24 protein-coding genes are annotated in these 26821 nt (G+C 31.4%); 16 read left to right on the top strand and 8 right to left on the bottom strand.

Annotation, left to right across the window (positions count from 1 at the left end):
* Positions 1 to 15: 15 nt before the first annotated feature.
* Entirely contained in the window at positions 16 to 1056 is a 1041-nt protein-coding gene (locus tag N524_RS0106655) for a C45 family autoproteolytic acyltransferase/hydolase (RefSeq protein WP_029056027.1), read from the bottom strand.
* Between the two features lie 387 nt (positions 1057 to 1443).
* On the opposite strand from N524_RS0106655, the gene N524_RS13390 reads away from it, so the two are divergent.
* A complete protein-coding gene (locus N524_RS13390) occupies positions 1444 to 1614 on the top strand; it encodes a hypothetical protein (RefSeq protein WP_123186442.1) in 171 nt (56 codons plus the stop codon).
* Positions 1615 to 1689: 75 nt separating this feature from the next.
* Here N524_RS13390 and N524_RS0106645 read toward each other — a convergent pair whose 3' ends face one another.
* Positions 1690 to 2094, bottom strand: coding sequence for a YolD-like family protein (locus N524_RS0106645; RefSeq protein ID WP_037555615.1), 405 nt, complete (start codon positions 2092 to 2094; stop codon positions 1690 to 1692).
* A gap of 217 nt (positions 2095 to 2311) precedes the next feature.
* Between N524_RS0106645 and pglS the strand changes: the two genes are divergently transcribed.
* A complete protein-coding gene (gene pglS, locus N524_RS0106640; protein ID WP_029056025.1) occupies positions 2312 to 3340 on the top strand; it encodes a 6-phosphogluconolactonase in 1029 nt (342 codons plus the stop codon).
* A 57-nt stretch (positions 3341 to 3397) separates the two neighbouring features.
* Here pglS and N524_RS0106635 read toward each other — a convergent pair whose 3' ends face one another.
* The 3 genes from N524_RS0106635 to N524_RS0106625 all read right to left on the bottom strand — a co-directional run bounded on the left by N524_RS0106635 (position 3398) and on the right by N524_RS0106625 (position 6519).
* Positions 3398 to 4777: an aldehyde dehydrogenase gene (locus N524_RS0106635; protein ID WP_029056024.1), complete on the bottom strand. Its 1380-nt coding sequence runs from the start codon at positions 4775 to 4777 to the stop codon at positions 3398 to 3400.
* A gap of 187 nt (positions 4778 to 4964) precedes the next feature.
* Positions 4965 to 5894 (bottom strand): manganese-dependent inorganic pyrophosphatase, encoded by a 930-nt coding sequence (locus N524_RS0106630; protein WP_029056023.1) that lies wholly within the window; start codon positions 5892 to 5894, stop codon positions 4965 to 4967.
* A gap of 70 nt (positions 5895 to 5964) precedes the next feature.
* Positions 5965 to 6519 carry a cysteine hydrolase family protein gene (locus tag N524_RS0106625; protein ID WP_017637884.1) on the bottom strand — a complete coding sequence of 185 codons (555 nt, stop codon included), beginning with the start codon at positions 6517 to 6519 and terminating at the stop codon, positions 5965 to 5967.
* Positions 6520 to 6697: 178 nt separating this feature from the next.
* Between N524_RS0106625 and N524_RS0106620 the strand changes: the two genes are divergently transcribed.
* Positions 6698 to 7792 carry a glycosyl hydrolase family 28-related protein gene (locus tag N524_RS0106620; protein ID WP_017637883.1) on the top strand — a complete coding sequence of 365 codons (1095 nt, stop codon included), beginning with the start codon at positions 6698 to 6700 and terminating at the stop codon, positions 7790 to 7792.
* A 59-nt stretch (positions 7793 to 7851) separates the two neighbouring features.
* On the opposite strand, the gene N524_RS0106615 is transcribed toward N524_RS0106620, so the two are convergent.
* Complete coding sequence (locus N524_RS0106615; protein WP_029056022.1) at positions 7852 to 8658, bottom strand: prephenate dehydratase; 807 nt, start codon at positions 8656 to 8658, stop codon at positions 7852 to 7854.
* Between the two features lie 18 nt (positions 8659 to 8676).
* Entirely contained in the window at positions 8677 to 9744 is a 1068-nt protein-coding gene (locus N524_RS0106610) for a nitric oxide synthase oxygenase (RefSeq protein WP_029056021.1), read from the bottom strand.
* A 229-nt stretch (positions 9745 to 9973) separates the two neighbouring features.
* Here N524_RS0106610 and N524_RS0106605 point away from each other — a divergent pair, with 229 nt between their 5' ends.
* The 10 genes from N524_RS0106605 (at position 9974) to N524_RS0106560 (ending at position 21438) form a co-directional block, all read left to right on the top strand.
* Entirely contained in the window at positions 9974 to 11443 is a 1470-nt protein-coding gene (locus tag N524_RS0106605; RefSeq protein WP_017637880.1) for a nicotinate phosphoribosyltransferase, read from the top strand.
* Positions 11436 to 12257 (top strand): ammonia-dependent NAD(+) synthetase, encoded by an 822-nt coding sequence (gene nadE, locus N524_RS0106600; RefSeq protein ID WP_029056020.1) that lies wholly within the window; start codon positions 11436 to 11438, stop codon positions 12255 to 12257. Before N524_RS0106605 ends, nadE begins: the two co-directional genes overlap by 8 nt.
* A 196-nt stretch (positions 12258 to 12453) precedes the next feature.
* Entirely contained in the window at positions 12454 to 13053 is a 600-nt protein-coding gene (locus N524_RS0106595; RefSeq protein WP_029056019.1) for a DUF2179 domain-containing protein, read from the top strand.
* Positions 13031 to 13213, top strand: coding sequence for an NETI motif-containing protein (locus N524_RS13185; RefSeq protein WP_029056018.1), 183 nt, complete (start codon positions 13031 to 13033; stop codon positions 13211 to 13213). Before N524_RS0106595 ends, N524_RS13185 begins: the two co-directional genes overlap by 23 nt.
* 236 nt (positions 13214 to 13449) lie before the next feature.
* On the top strand, positions 13450 to 14745 hold the full coding sequence (gene purB, locus N524_RS0106585; RefSeq protein ID WP_029056017.1) for an adenylosuccinate lyase: 1296 nt from the start codon (positions 13450 to 13452) through the stop codon (positions 14743 to 14745).
* 105 nt (positions 14746 to 14850) lie between these two features.
* Entirely contained in the window at positions 14851 to 15153 is a 303-nt protein-coding gene (locus N524_RS0106580) for a YerC/YecD family TrpR-related protein (RefSeq protein ID WP_017637875.1), read from the top strand.
* Positions 15154 to 15334: 181 nt separating this feature from the next.
* Positions 15335 to 16027, top strand: a complete 693-nt coding sequence (locus tag N524_RS0106575) for a heptaprenylglyceryl phosphate synthase (protein ID WP_029056016.1) — start codon at positions 15335 to 15337, stop codon at positions 16025 to 16027.
* Complete coding sequence (gene pcrA, locus N524_RS0106570; protein WP_029056015.1) at positions 16024 to 18216, top strand: DNA helicase PcrA; 2193 nt, start codon at positions 16024 to 16026, stop codon at positions 18214 to 18216. Before N524_RS0106575 ends, pcrA begins: the two co-directional genes overlap by 4 nt.
* A 3-nt stretch (positions 18217 to 18219) precedes the next feature.
* Complete coding sequence (gene ligA / locus N524_RS0106565) at positions 18220 to 20226, top strand: NAD-dependent DNA ligase LigA (RefSeq protein ID WP_029056014.1); 2007 nt, start codon at positions 18220 to 18222, stop codon at positions 20224 to 20226.
* Positions 20227 to 20235: 9 nt separating this feature from the next.
* Entirely contained in the window at positions 20236 to 21438 is a 1203-nt protein-coding gene (locus tag N524_RS0106560; protein ID WP_029056013.1) for a CamS family sex pheromone protein, read from the top strand.
* Between the two features lie 58 nt (positions 21439 to 21496).
* On the opposite strand, the gene putP is transcribed toward N524_RS0106560, so the two are convergent.
* Positions 21497 to 23035, bottom strand: a complete 1539-nt coding sequence (gene putP, locus N524_RS0106555; protein WP_029056012.1) for a sodium/proline symporter PutP — start codon at positions 23033 to 23035, stop codon at positions 21497 to 21499.
* A 423-nt stretch (positions 23036 to 23458) separates the two neighbouring features.
* On the opposite strand from putP, the gene gatC reads away from it, so the two are divergent.
* The 3 genes from gatC to gatB are packed head-to-tail and all read left to right on the top strand — an operon-like array spanning position 23459 to position 26660.
* Complete coding sequence (gene gatC, locus N524_RS0106550; protein WP_002452273.1) at positions 23459 to 23761, top strand: Asp-tRNA(Asn)/Glu-tRNA(Gln) amidotransferase subunit GatC; 303 nt, start codon at positions 23459 to 23461, stop codon at positions 23759 to 23761.
* Position 23762: 1 nt separating this feature from the next.
* Complete coding sequence (gene gatA, locus N524_RS0106545; protein WP_017637869.1) at positions 23763 to 25220, top strand: Asp-tRNA(Asn)/Glu-tRNA(Gln) amidotransferase subunit GatA; 1458 nt, start codon at positions 23763 to 23765, stop codon at positions 25218 to 25220.
* A 12-nt stretch (positions 25221 to 25232) separates the two neighbouring features.
* On the top strand, positions 25233 to 26660 hold the full coding sequence (gene gatB / locus N524_RS0106540) for an Asp-tRNA(Asn)/Glu-tRNA(Gln) amidotransferase subunit GatB (protein WP_017637868.1): 1428 nt from the start codon (positions 25233 to 25235) through the stop codon (positions 26658 to 26660).
* Positions 26661 to 26821 lie beyond the last annotated feature (161 nt).

Raw genomic sequence — 26821 nt, 5'->3', positions numbered from 1 at the left:
TGTACTTTTTTATTTTTAATGTGTTGCAAACGTTAAGTCGCTATCAATTATTCCTTCAAATGATGTTTGTTGTAATTCCATACCATTTAACCAGTTATTAAAATTAATTGAAGATGGAGCCTTATTTTCACCTAAAGTCATCCATGCAGTTAGGGATTTTGGCTCATACATAGAAGTATGAATAGTACCTGACCAACTTCTAAAAAGTTTACTATATATGTTATATTGTGGATCATTAAAGAGTTTAAATGCCTCGTGTTTATTTAATTGAGCATGAGTTTGTTTAACTGTACGTGCCAACCGTTCTTTAGATTCTTGAGTATAGTTTCGGTTTTCATGTGTTAATATTTCATAATGATTTGTACAGATATTATCGTATCGTACTTGGATATCTCTTGGTGTAACTTCAACTATTGCATGATTTAATTCTTTATCCATTAAAATGTAACTGAAAGAACTACGGTGTGGAAGATTTTTTAATAGTTGAATGGCTCCATCTACATCCTTACAAAGTTCTAATATTAATCTTCCAATCATATAGCAAACAAAACCATTAGCAGGCTTTTTACGGTGCATGAAATTATATGCCATAACTAAACCGGCTTCATTCATTCCATCCATTCTACCAGTGACTCTCGAAGTGGGACCAATTTGTGCTAATCCTCCATCATTAGGTTGAAATAGTAAGTATCTACCATCATATGTTGCGGGATGATAATCATAATTTCTAACAATAAAATCTTGTCCTCTAAATACAGTACAACCACTATCCTTTAAATCTGTGAAACGATAATGAGCAAAATTTAAAATCATTTGTCGTGTAGGTAATTTTAGTACATCTTGCATTCCCATAATTTCTTCCCAAATTTTTGGCGCATATATTTGAAAGATTGAGTGGGTTTCATTAATATCTATATCAAATCGAGGTATTCTTTTTTTCCATTCTTGTTCTCGATTCTTTAATAATTTGGTTTGTTTTAACCAGTTACCTGTTTGAACACCTAAATCATAATGGGATCCTCTATGTGTCATTATATCGGTTTGAACATTTTGCATTATAAATATGCTCCTTAAGAAAAATTTACATATTGTAATAAAATATTAATATTACTTTAATTGTTATTTTAAGTAAATTTCTATACAATAATATTGTAACTAGTTATTGATAACTTTTTTAAATTATCTATTTAGGAGTGATACAATGTATAGAACTTATCAACGTGCCAAATCTGCGATTGTTAAATGGATTAAAAGTTAGGTTCATTAATTATATATCGACGACTGATTTTTAAATCAGTCGTTTTTTTATATGTCTATACTATCATAAATTTGATGAAATGAAGCTTATATTATCAGTACAAAGGGTATGTATTTATTGATTACGATAAATATGCTATCATATGGTATTGTAGATATGCATATCAAATATAGAGGTGAATTTTAATGTGGAACTTTATTAAAGGTTTATTTAAATTTGTATTTAGTTTAGTAGCTATTACTATAGTTGTTGCAGGTGTAGGTGTAGTTGCATTTGCTTATATTTTCAAAAAAGACTTTGAAGATATCGAAAGAAAAACTAAAGAAATCGTTTCAGATATCGAAAATAACAATTAATTTGGCTTCAAATTAATTAAGAGTCACTGATGAGATAATCATCAGTGGCTTTTTTATTTAATCTTAAAATAGTTTTTAAGAAGGAGAAATAGCTATAATATCTAATATAGAGAGCTTATATTTCTCAGAAGAATGTGATTGATAGCCTTCAACTTCAAAAGTAATGGCATCGATACGCTCAATATTAAGTTCGATTGATTTAAAGTAACCAGCGTCATAATATTTAACGATAACAGGTTGGTTTAATTGAAGGGATTGATGTAAACGAAAATTCAATTCAGATAATTGGTCTTCTGAAAGTATGGGGCGTTCAATTTTATTTTGGTCAATAATATATTGATATATTGTTTCAAATTGCTCTGGTAGTGTAGCAAATGGTGCCCATTTAACCATGCCACGTCCCTTAGGAATATCTCTATCTAATTTGTTACGTGGTATATTTCGATAATCCAATTGACTATTATTTAAATCATTAATCATCTTTCAATCACCTCGATATTTATAATTACATTATACGAACATATGTTCTATTTTGCAAGATTTAATTTCCTATTCCATTAAAAATAGTCTCTCAACACATTCGAATCAATTTAAATTAAGCCTCACATATTTTTATGTCGTAATTTGTACTTAAAAGTTTGTCTTTAGACGTCTAAATTTAATAGAATAGAGATAAGTGAAATGGAGGCGTTTTAAAATGACAAAAGGTTATATCGGTTCATATACTAAAAACAATGGACAAGGTATTTATCAATTTGATTTCGATGAACAACAAGGCCAAATGACACAAGTAGAAACAGCAAATCAAATAGAGGCATCTACTTATTTAACAAGAAACGATCAATTTTTATATGCGATAACAAAAGAAGGCGATAATTGTGGTGTTGCAAGTTTTAAAATTGGAAATGATGGTCAATTAACATTAATAAATAAATGCTTAGCTTCGCAAAATGGAACAGGTTGTTATATACAAGTATCGACAAATGGTGCATTTCTATTTGAAGCGGTTTATGGTGCAGGATTAGCAAGAATATATAAATTAAACCCTACTACGGGAAAAATAGAAAAATTGATTCAAGAATTAGAACACGATTTTCCACTTGGACCACATGAAAGACAAGATCATGCACATGTTCATTTTTTAAATGAAACACCAGATGGTAAATATGTAGTTGGAACAGACCTGGGTACAGATCGCATTGTGGCATATACTTATGGAGATAATGGTCTAAAAGAACATGCTATTTCTCAGTTTACCCCAGCTGATGGAACTCGACATATTGCTTTTCATGAAAACGGAAATTATGCATATGTCGTACATGAATTATCAAATATCGTAAGTGTGACAAAATATAATGATGGTCATTTTGAAGAATTGGAACGTCATTTAACGATTCCTGAAGATTATAAAGGTGCCACAAAATTAGCAGCGGTTCATTTATCACATGATCAACAATTTTTATATGTAAGCAATCGTGGCCATGATAGTATTGCGATTTATAAAGTATTAGAAAATGGGGCTAAACTTGAACTTGTCGATATTGTATTAAGTGGCGATGAGTTTCCACGTGATTTCAATATTGCTGAATCAGATCAATATTTAATTTGCGCGCATCAAGAAGGTCAATCTAAAGTAACTGTATTTGAAAGAGATAAAAATAAAGGAACATTAACTTTAATAGATGAGGCAACAAATGCGCCAGAAGGTGTTTGCGTTATCTTTTAACTATAAGATTGAATCCCTCAAGTTGCCATAACTTGAGGGATTCTTTATACATAAATATTAATTTTTGAAAAAGACTTTAATATACTTGAGTTTTCCTTTATAAGGTGGGAAGTATAGACTTGATTCTAGGCGTGTTGATTTAAAAGTATAAGATTTATCATGGGAAAATGTATCAAATGAATATTTTCCATGATATTGACCCATACCAGATAGACCAACACCACCAAATGGTAAATTTGGATTAGCTAAATGCATTAATGTATCATTAATTGCACCACCACCAAATGAAAGCTCATTAAGCACACGATGAGTGGAGTTTTCGTCTTCGCTAAATAAATAAAGACTTAATGGTTTAGATCGTGCTTGAATTATAGAAAATGCTTCATCAAATTGTTCATAACTAATGATAGGTAGTAATGGACCAAATATTTCTTCTTGCATAATTAAATCAGAAGTCTCAACATCATCTATAATAGTCGGTTCAATGTATAAGTCAGATTCATCGCTATGACCACCAAACACAACTTTGTTTTGATGCTGTGTAAGTATATGATTTAGACGATTAAAGTGTTTATTGTTTACGATTCTTCCAAAATCTGGACTATTTTGAATTTGCGAACCATAAAATTCTGTAATTGTTTGTTTCAATGATTTAATAAAATCATTTTTTACTTTTTTATCTACCAAAATGTAATCAGGAGCAACACAAGTTTGGCCTGCATTTGTTAATTTACCAAAAGCAATTCTTTCACTAGCTACTTTTAAGTTAGCTGTTTCATCTATAATGACAGGGGATTTACCACCGAGTTCAAGTGTAACCGGTACAAGATTTTCGCTAGCAGCTTGATAAACAATTTTACCTACTTTTTCACTACCAGTGAAAAACATGTAGTCAAAAGGTAAATGGATTAAATTGTTTGTTTCTTCAATTCCACCTTCAACAACTGCAATATATTCAGGTTTAAAAGTGTTTTCGATAATTTTACGAATAACTGAAGATACATTTGGTGTAAGCTCAGATGGTTTAATAATTGCAGTATTACCTGCAGCAATGGCGCCTATTAAAGGTTCAAAAGTTAATTGAACAGGGTAGTTAAACGGACCAATAATTAGTACAGTCCCATATGGATCTTTTTTAATATAACTTTTAGTAGGGAAAAGATATAACGGTGTATCTACTTGTTTAGTTTTAGACCAATTTTTAAGTTCTTTACGTGCTAATTTAATACTTTTTAATAAAATCCCAATTTCAGTAGCATAAGCTTCGACGTTACTTTTACCTAAATCGGTATGTAAGGCTTCAAGTAAATCATTTTCATAATGCTTAATACTTTTACTTAGCATTTTTAATTGGTGCTTTCTAAATTTAATATCTTTAGTTTGATGTGTACTGAAATACTGTTTACTATTGTTAAATAATTGCTCAATTGAATTCAAACAGATAAACCTCCTTAATATTTAGAATAATCAAGATTTTTTACATCTCCCAAATAGATTCATAACATATCTATACCCTAATTTAACAAAAATAATTTTGCATTTAATGAATGAAAAATAAAAAAACTGAAGCATTGTTAAATGCCTCAGTAAAAATGATTAACTATTTTTTGAATTTATCATCTAATTATTTTGTTAATGCTTCAGTAATTTGTGGTACAACTTGTTTCTTACGAGAAACGACACCAGTTAAGAACGCCATATCATCTTCTAATTGAACATTAAATGCTTCTCCAACTTTGTCTTTTTCAGCACCTACAACTAAGATTTTAGAATCACTGTTAATGATATCAGTTACTACTAAAACGAATAAGTCATATTTTTCTTCAGCACTTGTTTCAAGCATAGATTTTTCTAATTCTTCTTTACGGTTTAAAACTTCGTCGATATCAACTGTATTAACTTGAGCAATACGAGTTACATAATCTCCCATAGTGAATGATTTAGCATCCATATCTAATAATTCATCTGCTGATTTATCTGTAGTAGAAGCACCAGCTTTTAGCATTTCTAAACCATATGCATCTAAATCAACGTTTGCGATGTCTTTTAAAGCTTGAGCAGCATTTACGTCTTCCTCAGTACAAGTAGGAGATTTGAATAATAAGCTGTCTGAAATAATTGCTGAGATCATTAGACCAGCGATTTCAGGTTTGATTTCAAATCCACGTTCTTTATACATTTTGTAAAGGATTGTTGCTGTACAACCAACAGGCTCAGCTCTGTAATATAAAGGACTAGCTGTTTCAAAGTTAGCGATTCTATGATGGTCAACAACATGCTTAATTGTTGAATCAGCAATAGAGTCAGCACTTTGTTGGAATTCGTTATGGTCAACTAAAATTACTTCTTGGCCATCTAAATTGTCTTCTAATAATTCTGGTGCTTTAACGTTAAAATGATCTAAAGCAAATTGTGTTTCAGCACCAACTTCACCTAAACGGTAAGCTTTAGCATTAGTATTACCAGTTTGTTGTTCGAAATCAGCCATAATAATTGCTGAAGAAATTGCATCTGTATCTGGGTTTTTGTGTCCAAAAATGTAAGTATTTGCCATTGATAAATATCTCCCTTATTCATTGTTAATTTATTAATATTATATATAGTTATTTTAGCATGACTTTAGCTCATTCTTCTACCTCTGCGCCCAATGAGTTTTCAAAATGTGATAAAGCCCATTGATGACCTGACTGGTTGAATGATGCTACGCCTTTACTAGGTACGCGAATAGCATACCCTAAATTATAAGCTGATATAGCCGTATGTAATACACATATATCAGTACAAACACCAACGATTTCAACTTTATTAACATTTCTTTCGCGGAGTAAACTATCTAAAGGTGTACCATAAAATGAATCATATCGTGTTTTGTCTAAAAAATGAACATTGTTTTGAGTCTTAATAGATTCATAAAGTTTACCGACCTCACCATAAAGTTGTCGTCCTACCGATCCTTCAATATTATGGGGTGGAAATAATTTTGATTCAGGGTGAAAATCATCATTCTCATAATGTAAATCCATCATAAAAAAGATATCGTCACGGTTTTCATTAAATTGATTTATACGGTTTACGAGAAAGTTTTCTAATTTTTGTCCAGGTACGCCACAAGTTAATTTTCCATCGTCAGCTATAAAGTCTACTGAATAATCTACTATAATTAATGCTGTTTTAGTCATTTTATAACATCCTCTCTAAATCAAGCATATCAAGCTATTTCGATATAAAAGTCATTTAATTTGGTTAAGTTAATTAAAATATTCATCTAATTGGTCTAAAAATGTTTTATAAGATTAATCATAGTATATATATTTATTAAGAACACTACAATTAATTATTAATCGAAGGAGATATTGCATGTTCATAAATGTGAAAGACTTTGGCGCAGAAGGTCATAATAAAGCGAAAGATACAAAAGCAATACAGCGTGCACTTAATAAAGCTAAAAATGGTGAACATACAGTTTATATCCCACAAGGGACTTACCATATAGGTAAAGCATTAGTGATATATGATTCAACAACATTACTCTTAGATGATGAAACAAAACTATTGAGATGTAGTAAAGACGCACTTTTGAAAAATGGGAAACCGTATATTTTCTATCGTGGATACACTGGTAACAGTCACATACATATTAAAGGTGGAACATTTGATATGAATGGAAGTAAGTATCCTTATAATAATACTGCGGTGTGTGTTGGTCATGCAGAAGATATACAATTTATTGGTGTTACATTTAAAAATGTTGTTGGAGGTCATGCAATTGATGCGTGTGGTATAAATGGACTACGAATAGCGAATTGTTCATTTGAAGGATTCTTAGATGTTGATGGTGACCGTTTCTTCTCAGAAGCAGTCCAATTAGATATTCAAGTACCAGGTGCTTTTCCCAAATTTGGTACAACTGATGGGACAATTACTAAAAATGCAGTTATAGAAAATTGTTATTTTGGACCTTCAGATGATGTTAAAATGAAATCTTGGAATAGAGCTATTGGTTCACATGCATCTAGATATGATTGCTTTTACGAAAACATTCACATTCGAAATAATATTTTTGATAGTATTCAAGAATACGCGTTAACTCCATTAAAATCACAAAATACATTTATTTCTAAAAATCAGTTTAAAAATTGTAATGGGGGTATACGCTTTTTAGGAGTAAAGGATGGCAAGAATGCTGCTGATGCATTCACAGGTCAAGATATGGGTGCACAAGCGGGTACAAACTTTAATGTAATAGGTAATGAATTTATAGGGAAAATGAAAAAAGATGCTATTCATATTAGAAGCTATAACAATATAAAACATAATAATGTATTTATTGCTGGTAACACATTTCATGATAAAACACAGAAGATACATCTTGAAGACATTAATCATCTCACTTTAAATCAAGATGATCATTTAGTTACTATCGAAAAAGAGAATGTTGAAAATATTAAATAAAAATAAAAGTGCTATTTTCATTAGAATACTAAAATGAAAATAGCACTTTTTATATATAATTATTTCCTAAATGCACCGATTAGTTTTGTTTCAAAATCTAATGTATTTAAGATAGTTATTACTTTTTCAATATCATTAGATAATTGGGCGTCTGCTTGTACAAAAAAATGATATTGACCTAGCTTGGTTTTAAGCGGGCGTGATTCAATCCAAGATAAATTAATATTAAATAAAGCAAAGGTATTTAATATACTAGCTAGTAATCCAGGTTTATCAAACTTCGGAGTAATTAAAAACATAGTAGTATTTGCATTTACATCAAATTGGGCATGGTTTTTAATAATTAAGAAACGTGTCGCATTATGTGGAAAGTCTTGTATATGTGTATCTAATTGTTGAAAACCATAATCTTCACCACTATTGACAGGTGCTATGGCACCTACATGTTTACTAATCATTTCAAATCCTTTTACAGTACTATCTACATAATCGTAATCAAAGTGATGATTCATAATATAATTTGATGTCTGACTTATAGCGGGTGCTATAGAATAGACTTTTTTAATATCTTCAATTTGGCTACCTGATTGTCCATATAACGCAAAATCAATATCTAAAAGGAGTTCACCGTGTGCATAAACGTCTTGTTTAGCTAGTGAATCAGCTACGATATTAATGGTTCCTTCTATAGAATTTTCAATAGGTACTAAACCAATAGTATCGTCATCTTGTGATGCACATTTAATAACCTCATATAAATTAGCTTTTGGTACAAAATCGATATTTTGCAATTTCAATTGTTCAGCATATTTTTGAGAAGCCAAATATGAAAATGTACCTTTCGGACCTAAATAATATATCTTCATACCTTCACCTCGAATGATTTAATGGAAAGGGCACTTCGTCTCATTCGATTTTTTATAGAAAAAGTTAGGGTCTCGCATCGTATTATCAAAGCCATGATGATAATTTTTTGTAAGCGTAGGTGAAATCGGTGGTGCAAGCCAAGACCATTTTCCTGTAACTTGTCGTTGATGTTTTTCTTCATTTTTTTCAAACATTTCAAATTGTTTAGAAGCAGTTAAATGATCCACGATTGACACGCCATGTGCTTTAAAAGAATGATAGACCGCGTAATTGAGTTCCAGTAGTGCTCTGTCCTTATTAAAAGAATTATTTTTAAGTGTATCAAACTCGAACGCTTCTGCAACCTTTTCTAACAAATTGTATCTATAACTATCAGTAAAATTCCTAACCCCAATTTCAGTAACCATATACCAACCATTAAATGGTGCTGTAGGGTAAGTTATTCCACCAATTTGTAAGTCCATATTTGAAATGATAGGGACAGCATACCATTTTAAATTCAATTCTTTTAATTTTGGATAATTTTCATGTTCAATAGGTACTTCTTTAATCAAAGATTTTGGATATTCAAAGTATTTAATTGGACCTTCACCAATTTGATAAATTAGTGGTAAAACGTCGAAATCTCCACCATCACCTTGCCATCCTAAATGTTGTGCAAGTTGAGTGGTTTCACGTTCTGATGGATCTCCTTTTTCTTCATAACCTGCATAGCGAATTAACTGATTGTTATTAATTTTGGGCGGATGGTCTGGATGGAAAATAGTGATGTAAGGTTTAATTTTTCCGCCATTAGTACTTTTTTCAATATGATTACATATAGAATCAATAAAATTACTTTCTTCGGTAATATCTCTTGCGTCGTTAACATTAAGTGATTCCCAAAATAATCTGCCAATACATCTGTTCGAATTTCTCCAAGCCATCTTAGCACCATAAATTAACTCATCTGTAGTATGTCTATATGTTCCAGTTTGTTGAATGCTTTCTGTCACTTCATTGATTCGTTTGTCGATATCTTCTTGAGAATAATTGAGTTCTGAATACATTGTTTTAATAAATGTCGTTGCTTTGTCTATTAACATTTGAAACACCTCATAAGTATTATAATCTACAGATAGAAAATGCACATTCAATAAATTCAATTGTCATGAATTTGTCGTAACGTTCAGCATAAAAATACCGTGATAGATAAAAGTTATGTAATGAATCATTAAATTGAAAATATGATTGGGTTATAATCTCAGTTATTACCTAGATAAATTGAATTATGATAAAATAATTATAAAAGAATGGTCGAATGGAGAGATACGAGTGTACCAATTTGAAGACGACAGTTTAATGCTACAAAATGATTTATATCAATTAAATATGGCAGAAAGTTATTGGAATGATGGCATTCACGAGAGAATGGCTGTTTTTGATTTATATTTCAGAAGTATGCCTTTCAATGGTGGATACGCTGTATTCAATGGTCTTAAACGTGTAATTGATTTTATGGATAATTTTGGATTTTCAGATACTGATATTGAATATTTAAAAACTATCGGTTATCAAGATGATTTTTTAAACTATCTTAAAAATTTAAAATTCACAGGACATATTCATTCAATGCAAGAGGGTGAAATATGTTTTGGTAATGAACCTTTGCTAAGAGTTGAAGCACCATTAATTCAAGCACAACTTTTAGAGACAGTATTATTAAATATAATTAATTTCCATACATTGATTGCTACTAAAGCAAGTCGTATTCGTCAAATTGCAAGTGACGATATATTAATGGAATTTGGTACTAGACGCGGCCAAGAACTAGATGCAGCTTTATGGGGGGCTAGAGCAGCATACATAGGTGGTTTTGATTCAACAAGTAACGTAAGAGCAGGAAAACTATTCGGTATTCCTGTTTCAGGAACACATGCACATGCTTTAGTACAAACTTATGGCGATGAATACATTGCTTTTAAAAAATATGCTGAACGACATAAAGATTGTGTCTTTTTAGTAGATACATTCCATACACTAAAATCTGGTGTACCTACAGCAATCAAAGTAGCTAAAGAATTAGGAGACAAAATTAATTTCATAGGTATTCGATTAGATTCAGGTGATATTGCATACCTTTCAAAAGAAGCGCGTCGTATGTTAGATGAAGCTGGATTTAAAGATGCTAAAATTATTGCTTCTAATGATTTAGACGAAGAAACAATTACAAGTTTAAAAGCTCAAGGCGCAAAAGTAGACTCATGGGGCGTTGGAACTAAATTAATTACCGGATTTGATCAACCTGCTTTAGGTGCAGTGTATAAATTAGTTGCTATAGAAAATAGTGACGGCACATATAGTGATCGTATTAAATTATCTAACAATCCTGAAAAAGTAACTACACCAGGTAAGAAAAATGTTTATAGAATTATAAATAAAAAGACAGGTAAAGCAGAAGGAGATTATATAACGTTACATGGTGAAGACCCTAGAAAAGAAAAACCATTAAAATTATTCCATCCTGTTCACACATTTAAAATGAAATTTATCAAAGATTTTGAAGCCATTGATTTACATCATTCTATTTTTGAAAATGGACAACTCGTATACGAATTGCCAAGCGTACAAGAAGCTCAAAGTTACTTAAATGAAGGACTTAAAACATTTTGGGATGAAAATAAACGTTACTTAAATCCACAAGAATATCCGGTTGATTTAAGTACAGCTTGTTGGGAAAATAAACATAAACGCATCTTTGAAGTAGCAGAACACGTAAAAGAAATGGAGGAAGATCATGAGTAATTTACAAGACATTGTAGTAAAAGAAATGAAAGTAAAACCTCAAATTGATGTTGAAAAAGAAGTACAAGAAATTAAACATTTTATAAAAAAATATGTACAATCACATGATTTTATCAAATCATTAGTATTGGGTATTTCTGGAGGACAAGATTCAACATTAGCAGGTAAACTAGTACAATTAGCTGTAAATGAATTACGTGAAGAAGGTAGAGCGTGTCAATTTATAGCAGTTAAACTTCCATATGGTGTTCAATCAGATGCAGACGAAGTTGAAGATGCATTAAAATTTATTAATCCTGATCAAACGATCACAGTTAATATTAAACCCGCTGTAGATATGAGCGTTAAATCATTACAAGAAGCGGGGATCACTTTAACAGATTTCCAAAAAGGAAATGAAAAAGCACGCGAACGAATGAAAGTACAATTTTCTATTGCCTCAAATCAATCTGGAATAGTTGTTGGCACTGATCATTCAGCTGAAAATATTACAGGTTTTTATACGAAATATGGTGATGGGGCAGCTGATATAGCTCCATTATTCGGTCTAGATAAACGACAAGGACGAGCGTTACTAAAATATTTAGATGCACCTGCACATTTATATGAAAAAATTCCAACTGCAGATTTAGAAGAAGATAAACCTCAATTACCTGATGAGGAAGCATTGGGAGTAACATATAATGAGATTGATGATTATTTAGAAGGTAAAGAAGTTTCAAGCCAAGCAAAAGAGAAAATTGAAAATCATTATATTAAAAACGCTCATAAACGAGAACTCGCATACACTCGTTATACTTGGCCTAAAAACTAAATTGAAAATCGATACATTGAATCGTAAATATACATGAGCATGTTGGTATATGTTTACGGTTCAATTTTGTTAATTCACATAAAATGAAAATAAAACATTGATATTAATTTAATAGAAAGAATTTTAACTTTGACGTGACAAAGATTAAAATGACTGTTAAAATAATTTGGATTTCAAGTAAGAAAAGGGGAATATTATGTCAGCGATTGCTCAAAATCCCTGGTTAATGGTGTTTGCAATCTTTGTTATTAATGTATGCTACGTTACATGTTTAACAATGAGAACAATATTAACTTTAAAAGGGTACCGTTATGTAGCTGCGATTGTAAGTTTCGTTGAAGTTTTAATTTACGTCGTAGGTCTAGGATTAGTAATGTCTAGTTTAGATCAAATTCAAAATATTGTAGCTTATGCATTTGGTTTTTCAATAGGTATCATTATTGGTATGAAAATTGAAGAAAAACTTGCGCTTGGATATACAGTTGTCAATGCAACATCTTCTGAATACGAGTTAGACTTACCAAATGAACTTCGTAATTTAGGTTATGGTGTTACCCACTATGAAGCATTTGGCCGGGATGGAAGTCGTTTGGTGATGCAAGTATTAACGCCAAGAAAATATGAATTAAAATTAATGGATACTATTAAAAACTTAGATCCTAAAGCATTTATTATTGCTTATGAACCAAGAAATATTCATGGTGGATTCTGGGTTAAAGGAGTGCGTAAGCGTAAACTTAAAGCATACGAACCAGAAGAATTAGAAAGTGTTGTTGAACATGAAGTTCAAAGTTAATGACAACGAAACCATTGCAGATTGTCTGAAACGAATGAAAGATGAAGGGTATATGCCAACAAGACGAATCGAGAAACCCATTTATAAAGAAAATAAAGACGGTAGTCTTGAAGTACTAAAACAAGATATTATTTTTATCGGTAAAAAAATAACAGAATAATATTTAAGAAAACCACTCTAATCTAATGATTTGAGTGGTTTTTAATATTGATAATTGTGTTCACTTTGAAGATGAAATAAAATATGATTATAAGTATATTAGAATTACACAAATAAGGTTGATTCTGTTAAAATAAAAAGCGAAAGATAAAAGACGAACTATAAACGGAAATTCGTTTTTAATGTACAGTTTTTAGAAATAAAATTATAAATACACATATGATAGGAGCTTAAACAATGATTGAACGTTATTCTAGAGAAGAAATGTCGTCTATTTGGACAGACCAAAACCGCTATGAAGCATGGCTTGAAGTTGAAATTTTAGCATCAGAAGCATGGAGCGAGTTAGGATATATTCCTAAAGAAGATGTTAAAAAAATACGTCAAAATGCCAAAGTAGATGTTGAACGTGCAAAAGAAATTGAACAAGAAACAAGACATGATGTTGTAGCATTTACTAGACAAGTTTCAGAAACATTAGGCGACGAAAGAAAATGGGTTCATTATGGATTAACTTCTACAGATGTAGTTGATACAGCATTAAGCTATGTCATTAAACAAGCAAACGATATTATTGAAAAAGATTTAGAAAGATTTATTAAAGTTTTAGAAGACAAAGCAAAAAATTATAAATACACTTTAATGATGGGAAGAACACATGGGGTACATGCTGAGCCTACTACATTTGGTGTAAAAATGGCATTATGGTATACAGAAATGCAACGTAATTTAAAACGTTTTAAAGACGTTAGAGAAGAAATTGAAGTAGGAAAAATGAGTGGTGCTGTTGGTACATTTGCTAATATTCCACCTGAAATTGAAAGCTATGTATGTAAACATTTAGGTTTAGGTGCAGCACCTGTTTCAACACAAACATTACAACGTGATCGCCATGCTTACTATATTGCAACATTGGCACTGATCGCTACTTCTTTAGAAAAATTTGCAGTTGAAATCAGAAACTTACAAAAAACTGAAACTCGTGAAGTAGAAGAAGCATTTGCTAAAGGACAAAAAGGGTCATCAGCAATGCCACATAAACGTAATCCTATCGGTTCTGAAAATATCACTGGTATTTCTCGTGTTATACGTGGTTATATCACTACTGCATATGAGAACGTTCCATTATGGCATGAACGTGATATTTCACATTCATCAGCTGAACGAATTATGTTACCAGATGTAACAATTGCTTTAGACTATGCATTAAATAGATTTACTAACATTGTTGATCGTTTGACTGTGTACGAAGAAAATATGCAAGCGAATATTGATAAAACATTTGGTTTAATTTATTCTCAACGTGTACTACTTTCTCTTATAAATAAAGGTATGGTACGTGAAGAAGCTTATGATATAGTTCAACCTAAAGCGATGAAATCTTGGGAAACTAAAACGCCATTTAGAGAACTTATTGAACAAGATAGCAAAATCACAGATGTATTATCTAAAGAAGACTTAGATGAATGCTTTAACCCTAAACATCATTTAAATCAAGTAGATACTATTTTCAAAAGAGCTGGCTTAGAATAATAAGTGATTAACTTAAAATCCTATACTTTTTATCATAAAACTACTACACTTTAACTTATTAGTAAGTTAAAATGATAAAAGAATATGCATATAGGAGCTGTTACGATGCAAATTGAAAAATTACGCGGGGATGCATTAAATGAATTGTTTGATGCAATTCTTACATTAGAAAATAGAGAAGAATGCTATCAGTTTTTCGATGATTTATGTACAGTGAATGAAATTCAATCACTTTCTCAACGACTTCAAGTAGCTAAAATGATTAAACAAGGATACACATATGCAACTATAGAACAAGAATCTGGCGCATCTACGGCAACAATATCTCGTGTAAAACGTTCTTTACAATGGGGTAATGATGCTTACACAATGATTTTAAATCGATTAAATATCGATACAAAAGAATAATATAAGATGAAACGATCGCAACATTAAAGTTTAACGACGATAATATGTTGACGATCGTTTCCTTTTTTATCAATTCTTAAAAATTTTGGAAATAAGTTGTACATTTTCACGATATCTGTTTAGAACTAAAAAGTTAAAAATGATATAATTTAAGGTATGTTAAAAAAAGGAGTTTCATGTAATGTATAACATTAAACAATGGCGCCATGTATTTAAATTAGATCCCGCAAAGACTATTTCTGACAATGATTTAGATGCAATATGTATGTCTAACACTGATGCTATTATCTTAGGGGGCACAGATAATGTGACAGAAGATAATGTCATTCAATTAATGAGTAGAGTTAGACGTTACCCATTACCACTTGTTTTAGAAGTTTCAAATATAGAGAGTGTTATGCCAGGTTTTGATTTTTATTTTATTCCAACAGTATTGAATAGTAATAATGTCAAATACCATAATGGAATGCTCCTCGAAGCTTTGAAAGAATATGGACATGTCATTGATTTTGATGAGGTAATATTTAAGGGTTATCTTGTAATGAATGAAGATAGCAAAGTTGCACAACGAACAAATGCTAATACTCAATTAGATATAAATGATATAGATGCATATGCGTTAATGGCTAATGAATTATATCGTTTTCCCATTATGTACTTAGAATATAGTGGAAATTATGGCGAAGTAGACACAGTGAAATCAGTTAAAGATACGCTAACGACAACACAGCTATTTTATGGTGGTGGTATCACTACTTTATCCCAAGCCAAAGAGATGGCTGAGTATGCCGATACTATAGTTGTTGGGGATATTATTTATAAAGATATAAAAAAAGCATTAAAAACAGTTAAGGTAAAGGAGTCTAGTAAATGAATTCATTAGTAAAAAATATGAATACAGAGCAAAGTGAAGCTGTCAGAACTACAGAAGGCCCACTATTAATTATGGCAGGTGCAGGATCTGGTAAAACACGAGTACTAACACATAGAATCGCATATTTATTAGACGAGAAAGATGTATCACCTTATAATATTTTGGCAATTACATTTACTAATAAAGCAGCTAAAGAAATGAAAGCAAGAGTTGAACAATTGGTTGGTGAAGAAGCTCAAGTCATTTGGATGTCTACATTCCACTCAATGTGTGTACGAATTTTACGTCGTGATGCTGATCGTATAGGTATAGAACGTAATTTCACTATCATTGACCCAACAGACCAAAAATCCGTTATCAAAGATGTATTGAAAAATGAAAATATCGATAGCAAACGTTTTGAACCACGTATGTTTATAGGCGCTATTAGTAATTTGAAAAACGAATTAAAAACACCAGAAGATGCCCAAAAAGAAGCAAATGACTATCATTCACAAATGGTAGCTACAGTTTATAAAGGATATCAACGACAATTATCAAGAAATGAAGCTTTAGATTTTGATGATTTAATTATGACTACAATTAATTTATTTGAAAGAGTACCTGAAGCTTTAGAGTATTATCAAAATAAATTCCAATATATTCATGTTGATGAGTACCAAGATACCAATAAAGCACAATACACATTAATCAAATTATTAGCCAATAAATTTAAAAATTTATGTGTCGTTGGTGATTCAGACCAATCTATATATGGTTGGCGTGGTGCAGATATTCAAAACATTTTATCATTCGAAGAAGATTATCCTGATGCAAAAACGATTTTCTTAGAACAAAATTATCGTTCAACTAAAACAATTTTAAATGCTGCCAATGAAGTCATTAAAAACAATACAGAAAGAAAACCAAAAGGATTGTGGACTGCTAATACAGGCGGAGACAAAATAAATTATTACGAAGCAACAACAGAACGTGATGAAGCGGAATACGTAGTAAAAGAAATTATGAAACATCAGCGTAATGGAAAGAAATATAGTGATATGGCTATATTATATAGAACGAACGCGCAATCACGTGTATTAGAAGAAACATTTATGAAATCTAATATACCTTACACAATGGTTGGCGGCCAAAAATTCTATGATCGTAAAGAAATTAAAGATTTATTAAGTTACTTAAGAGTTATTGCCAATAGTAATGATGATATTAGTTTACAACGTATTATTAATGTCCCAAAACGTGGTGTAGGTCCATCATCAGTTGAAAAAATACAAACTTATGCAGTTCAAAACAATATAAGTATGTTCGATGCTTTAGGTGAAGTTGATTTTATAGGACTATCTAAAAAAGTTACTCAAGAATGTATTTCTTTTTACGAAATGATTCAAAATTTAATTAAAGAGCAAGAATTTCTTGAAATAAGTGAAATAGTGGAAGAAGTTTTAGTTAAGTCAGGTTATAGAGATATGCTTGATAGAGAACAAACTCTAGAATCACGTAGTCGTTTAGAAAACCTAGATGAATTTATGTCAGTTCCTAAAGATTATGAAGAAAATACACCACTTGAAGAACAATCATTAATCAACTTTTTAACAGATTTATCACTTGTTGCTGACATTGATGAAGCGGATACAGAGTCAGGAGTTACATTGATGACAATGCACTCTGCTAAAGGGTTAGAGTTTCCGATTGTATTTATTATGGGAATGGAAGAATCGCTTTTCCCACATATTAGAGCAATTAAAAGTGATGACGACCATGAAATGGAAGAAGAGCGAAGAATTTGTTATGTAGCGATAACACGAGCTGAGGAAACACTATACATTACTAACGCAACAACACGTATGTTGTTTGGACGTTCTCAATCTAATATGCCATCTCGATTTTTAAAAGAAATTCCTGAAGATTTAATGGAAAGTCATTCGGGTAGTAAACGACAAACAATTCAACCTAAGGCGAAACCAACTCAAAAACGCGGCTTTAGTAAGAGAACAACTTCATCTAAAAAACAGGTAACTTCTTCTGACTGGAAAGTAGGAGATAAAGTTACTCATAAAGCATGGGGAGAAGGTATGGTTAGTAACGTTAATGAAAAAAATGGTTCTGTAGAATTAGATATTATATTTAAATCAGAAGGACCAAAGCGATTACTAGCTCAATTTGCACCAATTGAAAAAAAGGAGGACTAGTGGATGAATGATATGCAAAATCGTGTGAATGAATTACATGATTTATTAAATCAATATAGTTACGAATATTACGTTCAAGATAATCCATCAGTTCCTGATAGTGAATACGATAAATTATTACATGAACTTATTCATATAGAAGAAGAACACCCTGAATATAAAACGCCAGATTCACCTACAGTAAGAGTAGGAGGAAAAGCCCAATCTACATTTGAAAAGGTAAATCATGATACACCAATGCTAAGTTTAGGGAATGCTTTTAATGAAGAAGATTTAAGAAAATTTGATCAACGTATACGAGATAATATTGGTAAAGTAGAATATATGTGTGAACTTAAAATTGATGGTTTAGCTGTTTCATTAAAATATCAAAATGGCCGTTTTGTACAAGGTTTAACTCGTGGAGATGGTACAACTGGAGAAGATATTACTGAAAACTTAAGAACGATACATGCTATTCCATTAAAAATTAAAGAACCTTTAAATTTTGAGGTGCGTGGAGAGGCATATATGCCAAGACAATCATTTATGAATTTAAATGAAGAAAAGGAAAACAACGGTGAACAACCTTTTGCTAATCCTCGAAATGCAGCAGCAGGTTCATTAAGACAATTAGATTCTAAATTAGCAGCTAAAAGAAAATTAAGTGTTTTCTTATACAGTATTAATGACTTTACTGATTTTGAAGCTACAACTCAAAGTGGTGCATTAGATGAATTAGATCAATTAGGTTTTAAAACTAATCATGAACGTGAAAGAGTATCTGATATAGAAGGTGTCCTAAAATATATAGAAAAATGGACAGCTCAGCGAGAAGATTTATCTTATGATATAGATGGCATTGTCATTAAAGTGAATGACTTAGAACAACAAGACGAGATGGGATTTACTCAAAAATCTCCACGTTGGGCTATTGCATATAAATTTCCTGCTGAAGAAGTTGTAACTGTACTATTGGACATTGAGTTAAGTATAGGTCGAACGGGCGTTGTAACACCAACCGCGATACTTGAACCAGTGAGAGTAGCGGGAACTACAGTTTCAAGAGCTTCATTACATAATGAAGATTTAATTCATGAAAGAGATATAAGAATTGGCGATAGCGTAGTCATCAAAAAGGCTGGCGATATTATTCCAGAAGTTGTAAAAAGTATTTTAGATCGTCGACCAGATGATGCCAAAACTTATCATATGCCAACACATTGTCCAAGTTGTAATCATGAACTTGTAAGGATAGAAGGGGAAGTAGCTTTAAGATGTATTAACCCTAAATGCCAGGCACAACTCATCGAAGGACTAATTCATTTTGTATCTCGCCAAGCAATGAATATAGACGGATTAGGAACAAAGATTATTCAACAACTTTATGAAAATAATTTAATTAAAGATGTTGCTGATATATTCTATTTAACTGAAGATGATTTATTACCACTAGAACGCATGGGAAGTAAAAAAGTTGAAAATTTACTTGAAGCAATTCATAAAGCAAAATCACAATCTCTAGAACATTTATTATTTGGTTTAGGTATTAGACATCTTGGGGTTAAAGCAAGCAGAGTATTAGCCGAGAAATATGAAACAATGGATCGACTAATTGAAGTAACAGAGGAAGAACTTGTAGGCATCCATGATATAGGCGATAAGTTAGCTCAATCTGTTGTTACCTATTTAGATAATGAAGATATTCGTGCATTAATTCAAAAACTAAAAGATAAAAATGTTAATATGACATACAAAGGTGTCAAAACAACAGAAATTGAAGGGCATCCAGAATTTAGTGGTAAAACGATTGTATTAACAGGTAAATTAGAACAAATGACACGTAATGAAGCATCACAATGGTTACAAATGCAAGGTGCCAAAGTAACTAATAGTGTAACCAAAAGTACAGATTTACTTATTGCTGGTGCTGATGCAGGTTCTAAACTAACTAAAGCTGAAAAATTTGGAACAGAAATTTGGACTGAAGATGAATTTGCGACAAAACAAAAGGAAATCAATAATGAGTGAGGTACGTCGATGAAGAGAACAATAATTTTACTTATCTCGACAATTTTTATTCTAACCGCATGCAGTAATGATAAAGACAAAAAGTCAGATCAAGACACAAATCAATCAAAAGATAGTCATTCATCACAAGTGAAACAAGTAGCTACGGATAAAAATGTTCAAGGCGATGATTATCGTACTATTTTGCCTTTTAAAGAAAGTCAGTCACGTGGCCTTTTACAAGATAATATGGCAAATAGTTATAATAGTGAAGGTTTCGAATCTGGACTATTAGAACTAAGTAAAGAAGTCTTTCCAACAGATAAATACTTATATCAAGATGGACAATTTTTAGATAAAAAAACGATTAATGCATATTTGGATCCTAAATATACTAAAAAAGAAATAGATAACATGAGTGAGAAGGAAAAGAAAAAGAAAAAAGCTAATGAAAACTTAGGGCTTAATCCTTCTCACCAAGGGGAAACAGATCCAACTAAAATAGCAGAAAAGTCACCAGCATATTTATCCAATATTTTAGAACAAGATTTCTATGGTAATAGCGATTCAAAAGGTAAGAACATTAAAGGTATGACGATTGGTTTAGCAATGAATAGCAAATATTATTACCAAAAGGAAAAAGACGGTGAAACCTATAGTAAAAAATTAGATGACAAAGAAATAGAAAAGCAAGGTAAGGCAATGGCAAGTGAAATGTTATCAAGATTAAGAGAAAACAGTGATTTAAAAGATATTCCAATTCACTGCGCTATATATAAACAAAGTAGTCAGGAATCTATCACACCTGGAGAATTTATAGCAGGTGCGACTGCAGATGATGGTCAAACTAAAATCAATGATTGGAAATCAATCAATGAAAAAACTGCTCTATTACCATCTTCAACAGCGGCTGACTATGATGAATCATTAAATAATAATTTCAAACAATTTAATGATAATTTACAATCTTACTTTTCTAACTTTACTCAAGCAGTAGGTAAAGTAAAATTTGTTGATAAAAAAGCAAAACAATTAACAGTTGACTTACCAATAGATTATTACGGTCAAGCTGAGACAATTGGTATTACTCAATATGTTACAGAACAGGCTAAGAAATATTTTGATAATATAGATGAATATGAAATTAGAATTAAAGATGGTAATAATCCGCGCGCATTGATTAGTAAAAATAAAGACGATAAAGAACCAGAAGTACACATTTACCATAATTAAATTTAACTAAAAATTAGGGTCCGAGATATAAAGTTCTCGGACCCTAATATATTAGTTTCTATTTTTCTTTAACAATTTGTTTCACTTTAGCTAAATCGTTATTTACAAAGTCACCTGGTTTAGCTGTTAATTTACTTACGACATAAGTAACGATGACACTTACTATAAATCCAGGAATGATTTCATACATACCTAATAATTCATTGATAGAAGCTAGAGGTTTAATCCAAGCAATCCAAATAATAACTACCAATGCTCCGCTAATCATTCCACTAATTGCACCAGCTCTAGTTAAATCTTTCCAATATAATGAAAATAATACTAACGGGCTAAATGATGCACCAAAGCCAGCCCATGCATTACCAACTAAATTAAGAATAGTGTCATTTGGGTACAACGCAATGACAATTGCAATAATGGCAACAATTAATACTGATAATCTACCAACCATTACAAACTCTTTTTGATGAGTAGCTGCTTTTTCTTCACCGCGAATAAGTTTATAAAAATCTTCGGTTAAAGAACTTGAAGTAACTAATAATTGTGAAGAAATAGTACTCATAATGGCTGCTAAAATTGCAGCAAGTAAAAATCCGCCAACAAGTGGGTGGAATAAAATTTGACTCATAATAATAAATAACGTTTCTGGATCTTCCATTTTTATATTTCTTTCTGATATAAATGCAATACCTGTTAATCCAACGCCTACTGCTCCTAAAAGTCCGATAGCCATCCAACTAATACCTAGACGTCTTGCTTTAGGTAATAATTTATGTGATTTAATAGACATAAAACGTACGATAATATGAGGTTGTCCAAAATAGCCTAAGCCCCATGAAAATAAGGAAATAATTCCAATTACTGTTGTCCCTTTAAAAATATCCATATTAGTAGGTTTCATTTCAGCAACTCTACTAAAAGTATCTAAACCATTTAACTGCATCATCGCAACAATTGGTACCATAACCATGGCGATTAGCATAATAACACCCTGAAAAAAGTCTGTAATTGATACGGCTAAGTATCCTCCAAAGAAAGTGTAGAAAATTACTATAATAGCTACAAGTATTAATCCATAATGATAATTTAAGCCGAACGCACTTTCAAATAACTTTCCACCTGAAACAAATCCAGAGTGCGTATATAACGTAAAAAATATAACAATAATTAAACCTGAAATAATTTTAATGATATTTTGTTGGTCATTTAATCTGTTTTTAAAGAAATCTGGAAGGGTGATAGCATCTCCCGCTATTTCTGTATAAACTCTTAACCTAGGTGCAACGACCCAATAATTGATATAGGCGCCAAGTGTTAATCCAATTGTTATCCACATCGCAGATAAACCAGTGCTATATACCGACCCCGGTAACCCCATAATCATCCAACCGCTCATATCAGAAGCTCCTGCAGATAATGCAGTGATATAAGGTCCTATACTACGACCGCCCAACATAAACTCGCTTAAATTACCAGTAGCTTGTTTGTAACCATAAAACCCAATAATAAGTAAAATAATGAAGTAAATGGCAATCATAATATAGGTTTGCCAATTTGCATTCACTTGCTGATTAAGTGCTGTCCCCAAATATAGCATTTTAAACACTCCCTTATATAAGTATTTATTTGTGTCACATGTAATATTATACATTATAGTTAAATGTTTAGAAAAGTGAAAAAATAAAATTTTGTTTTTAATCAACTTTAAGTGCTTTATGTAAAGAGGATACTTTAATAAATGTGTGTTGTTTATTGTTTATTAATTATGCATAATAATGTATCCAAAGATATACTTAGTGATATTTTTTCAATAAATATGCTTTTATTTATAAATAAGTAACAAAAACACAATTAACAATCGATGTGGTTCGAGTTTATTTCACTCCAATATTTGAATAAATATCAACCTAAGATATGAAATGAGTTATTTAAATTACTCTCAATCAATAAATGCTTAGATTTTTAAATGAATATTTGATACAATTTAGTGATGAATGAGTAATAAGGAGGCTTTTATTTAATGACTAAAGTAACACGTGAAGAAGTTGAACATATAGCTAATTTAGCCAGACTTCAAATTTCTCCTGAAGAAACGGATGAAATGGCCAATACATTAGAAAGTATTTTAGATTTTGCTAAACAAAATGATAGTGCTGATACAGAAGGTGTAGAACCAACATATCATGTATTAGATTTACAAAATGTATTACGTGAAGATAAAGCTATCGAGGGCATTCCTCAAGAATTAGCATTAAAAAATGCAAAAGAAACTGAAAATGGACAATTTAAAGTTCCAGCCATCATGAATGAGGAGGACGCTTAAGATGAGTATTCGCTATGAGTCTGTTGAGAATTTATTAACTTTAATTAAAAATAAAGAAATTAAGCCATCACAAATAGTTAGTGATATTTATGATGCAATTGAAGAAACAGATCCAACAATTAAATCTTTCTTAGCTTTAGATAAAGAAAACGCAATGAAAAAAGCACAAGAATTAGATGAATTACAAGAGAAAGACCAAATGGAAGGTAAGTTATTTGGTATCCCAATGGGAATTAAAGATAATATCATCACAAAAGATTTAGAAACTACTTGTGCAAGCAAAATGTTAGAAGGTTTTGTACCAATTTATGAATCTACAGTTATGAACAAATTGCATAATGAAAATGCTGTATTAATTGGTAAATTAAATATGGATGAATTCGCGATGGGTGGTTCAACAGAAACATCTTATTTCAAGAAAACTGTAAATCCATTTGATCACTCAGCTGTACCTGGTGGATCTTCTGGTGGTTCAGCAGCAGCTGTAGCAGCAGGATTAGTACCATTTAGTTTAGGTTCAGATACTGGTGGTTCTATTCGTCAACCAGCTTCATACTGTGGAATCGTAGGTATGAAACCAACTTATGGTCGTGTATCACGTTTTGGGCTAGTTGCATTCGCATCTTCATTGGACCAAATTGGACCATTAACACGTAATGTTAAAGATAATGCTTTAGTTTTAGAAGCAATTTCTGGAATAGATGCTAATGACTCTACTAGTGCACCAGTTGATGATGTAGACTTCACTTCTGAAATTGGTAAAGATATTAAAGGCTTAAAAGTAGCTTTACCTAAAGAATATTTAGGTGAAGGTGTTAGTGAAGATGTTAAAAAATCAGTTAAAAATGCTGTAGAAACATTAAAATCACTAGGTGCTGAAGTAGAAGAAGTATCATTACCAAATACTAAATATGGTATACCATCATATTATGTAATTGCATCTTCAGAAGCATCAGCTAACTTAGCTCGCTTTGATGGTATTCGTTATGGTTATCATTCAAAAGAAGCACAATCACTTGAAGAATTATACAAAATGTCTAGATCAGAAGGTTTCGGTGATGAAGTGAAACGCCGTATCTTCTTAGGTACATTTGCATTAAGTTCAGGTTATTATGACGCTTATTATAAAAAATCACAAAAAGTTAGAACTTTAATTAAAAATGATTTTGATAAAGTGTTCGAAAATTATGATGTTGTAGTAGGACCAACAGCACCAACAACTGCATTTGATTTAGGTGACGAAATTGACGATCCATTGACAATGTATGCTAATGACTTATTAACAACACCAGTTAACTTAGCAGGTTTACCAGGTATTTCTGTTCCTTGTGGACAATCAAACGGACGCCCAATTGGATTACAATTTATAGGTAAACCGTTCGATGAAAAGACGTTATATCGTGTTGCATACCAATATGAAACACAATTCAACTTACATGACGCTTATGAAAAATTATAAGGAGTGGAAATAATGCATTTTGAAACAGTTATCGGACTTGAAGTTCACGTTGAGCTAAAAACAGACTCAAAAATGTTCTCTCCATCACCAGCGCATTTTGGAGCAGAACCTAACTCAAATACTAATGTAATTGACCTTGCATACCCTGGTGTATTACCTGTTGTAAATAGAAGAGCAGTAGATTGGGCAATGCGTGCGTCAATGGCTTTAAATATGGATATCGCAACTAATTCTAAATTTGACCGTAAAAACTATTTCTACCCAGATAATCCAAAAGCATATCAAATTTCTCAATTTGATGAACCAATTGGTGAAAATGGGTACATTGATATCGAAGTAGACGGAAAAACGAAACGTATTGGTATTACTCGTTTACACATGGAAGAAGATGCTGGTAAATCAACACATAAAGATGGTTACTCATTAGTTGATTTAAACCGTCAAGGTACACCATTAATTGAAATTGTGTCTGAACCAGATATTCGTTCTCCACAAGAGGCATATGCTTATTTAGAAAAATTACGTTCTATCATTCAATATACTGGCGTATCTGACTGTAAAATGGAAGAAGGTTCATTACGTTGTGATGCTAACATTTCTTTACGTCCTTATGGTCAAGAAGAATTCGGTACAAAAGCTGAATTGAAAAACTTAAACTCATTTAACTATGTTCGTAAAGGTTTAGAGTATGAAGAAAAACGTCAAGAAGAAGAATTATTAAATGGTGGAGAAATTGGCCAAGAAACACGTCGTTTTGATGAATCAACTGGTAAAACAATTTTAATGCGTGTAAAAGAAGGATCTGACGATTATCGTTACTTCCCAGAACCAGACATTGTACCTTTATATGTTGATGATGAGTGGAAAGAACGTGTTCGTCAAACTATTCCAGAATTACCTGATGAACGTAAAGCTAAATATGTTAATGATTTAGGATTACCCGAATATGATGCACATGTATTAACACTTACAAAAGAAATGTCTGATTTCTTTGAAGGTGCAATTGAACATGGAGCAGATGTAAAATTAACTTCAAACTGGTTAATGGGTGGCGTAAACGAATACTTGAACAAAAATCAAGTTGATTTACTAGATACTAAATTAACTCCAGAAAACTTAGCAGGTATGATTAAATTAATCGAAGACGGAACAATGAGCAGTAAAATTGCTAAAAAAGTCTTCCCAGAATTAGCTGAAAATGGTGGAGACGCTAAACAAATTATGGAAGATAAAGGCTTAGTTCAAATTTCTGACGAAGCAACTTTATTAAAATTTGTTAATGAAGCATTAGATAATAATCCACAATCAGTAGAAGATTATAAAAATGGTAAGGGTAAAGCAATGGGCTTCTTAGTAGGACAAATTATGAAAGCTTCAAAAGGTCAAGCTAACCCTCAAAAAGTAAATCAATTATTAAAACAAGAATTAGATAAAAGATAATAGGTTTGATTTTTGCTCCTATAACGATTAGTGTAAACTAATTGTTGTAGGAGTTTTTTAGTGTTTCTTTTTGTAGAATGAAGAGTGATGACTTAGTTAATAGATATATATAAGAACGACTGAATTAAAGTTCATTCATACAAAGCCATACTTTTTTGCAA

Origin of the sequence: Staphylococcus sp. URHA0057 (genome assembly GCF_000620265.1) — a bacterium.
GTDB classification, from domain to species: Bacteria; Bacillota; Bacilli; order Staphylococcales; family Staphylococcaceae; genus Staphylococcus; species Staphylococcus pasteuri.
The sequence above is the reverse complement of the archived record's forward strand: the minus strand, read 5'-3'. Positions and strand labels throughout refer to the sequence as shown.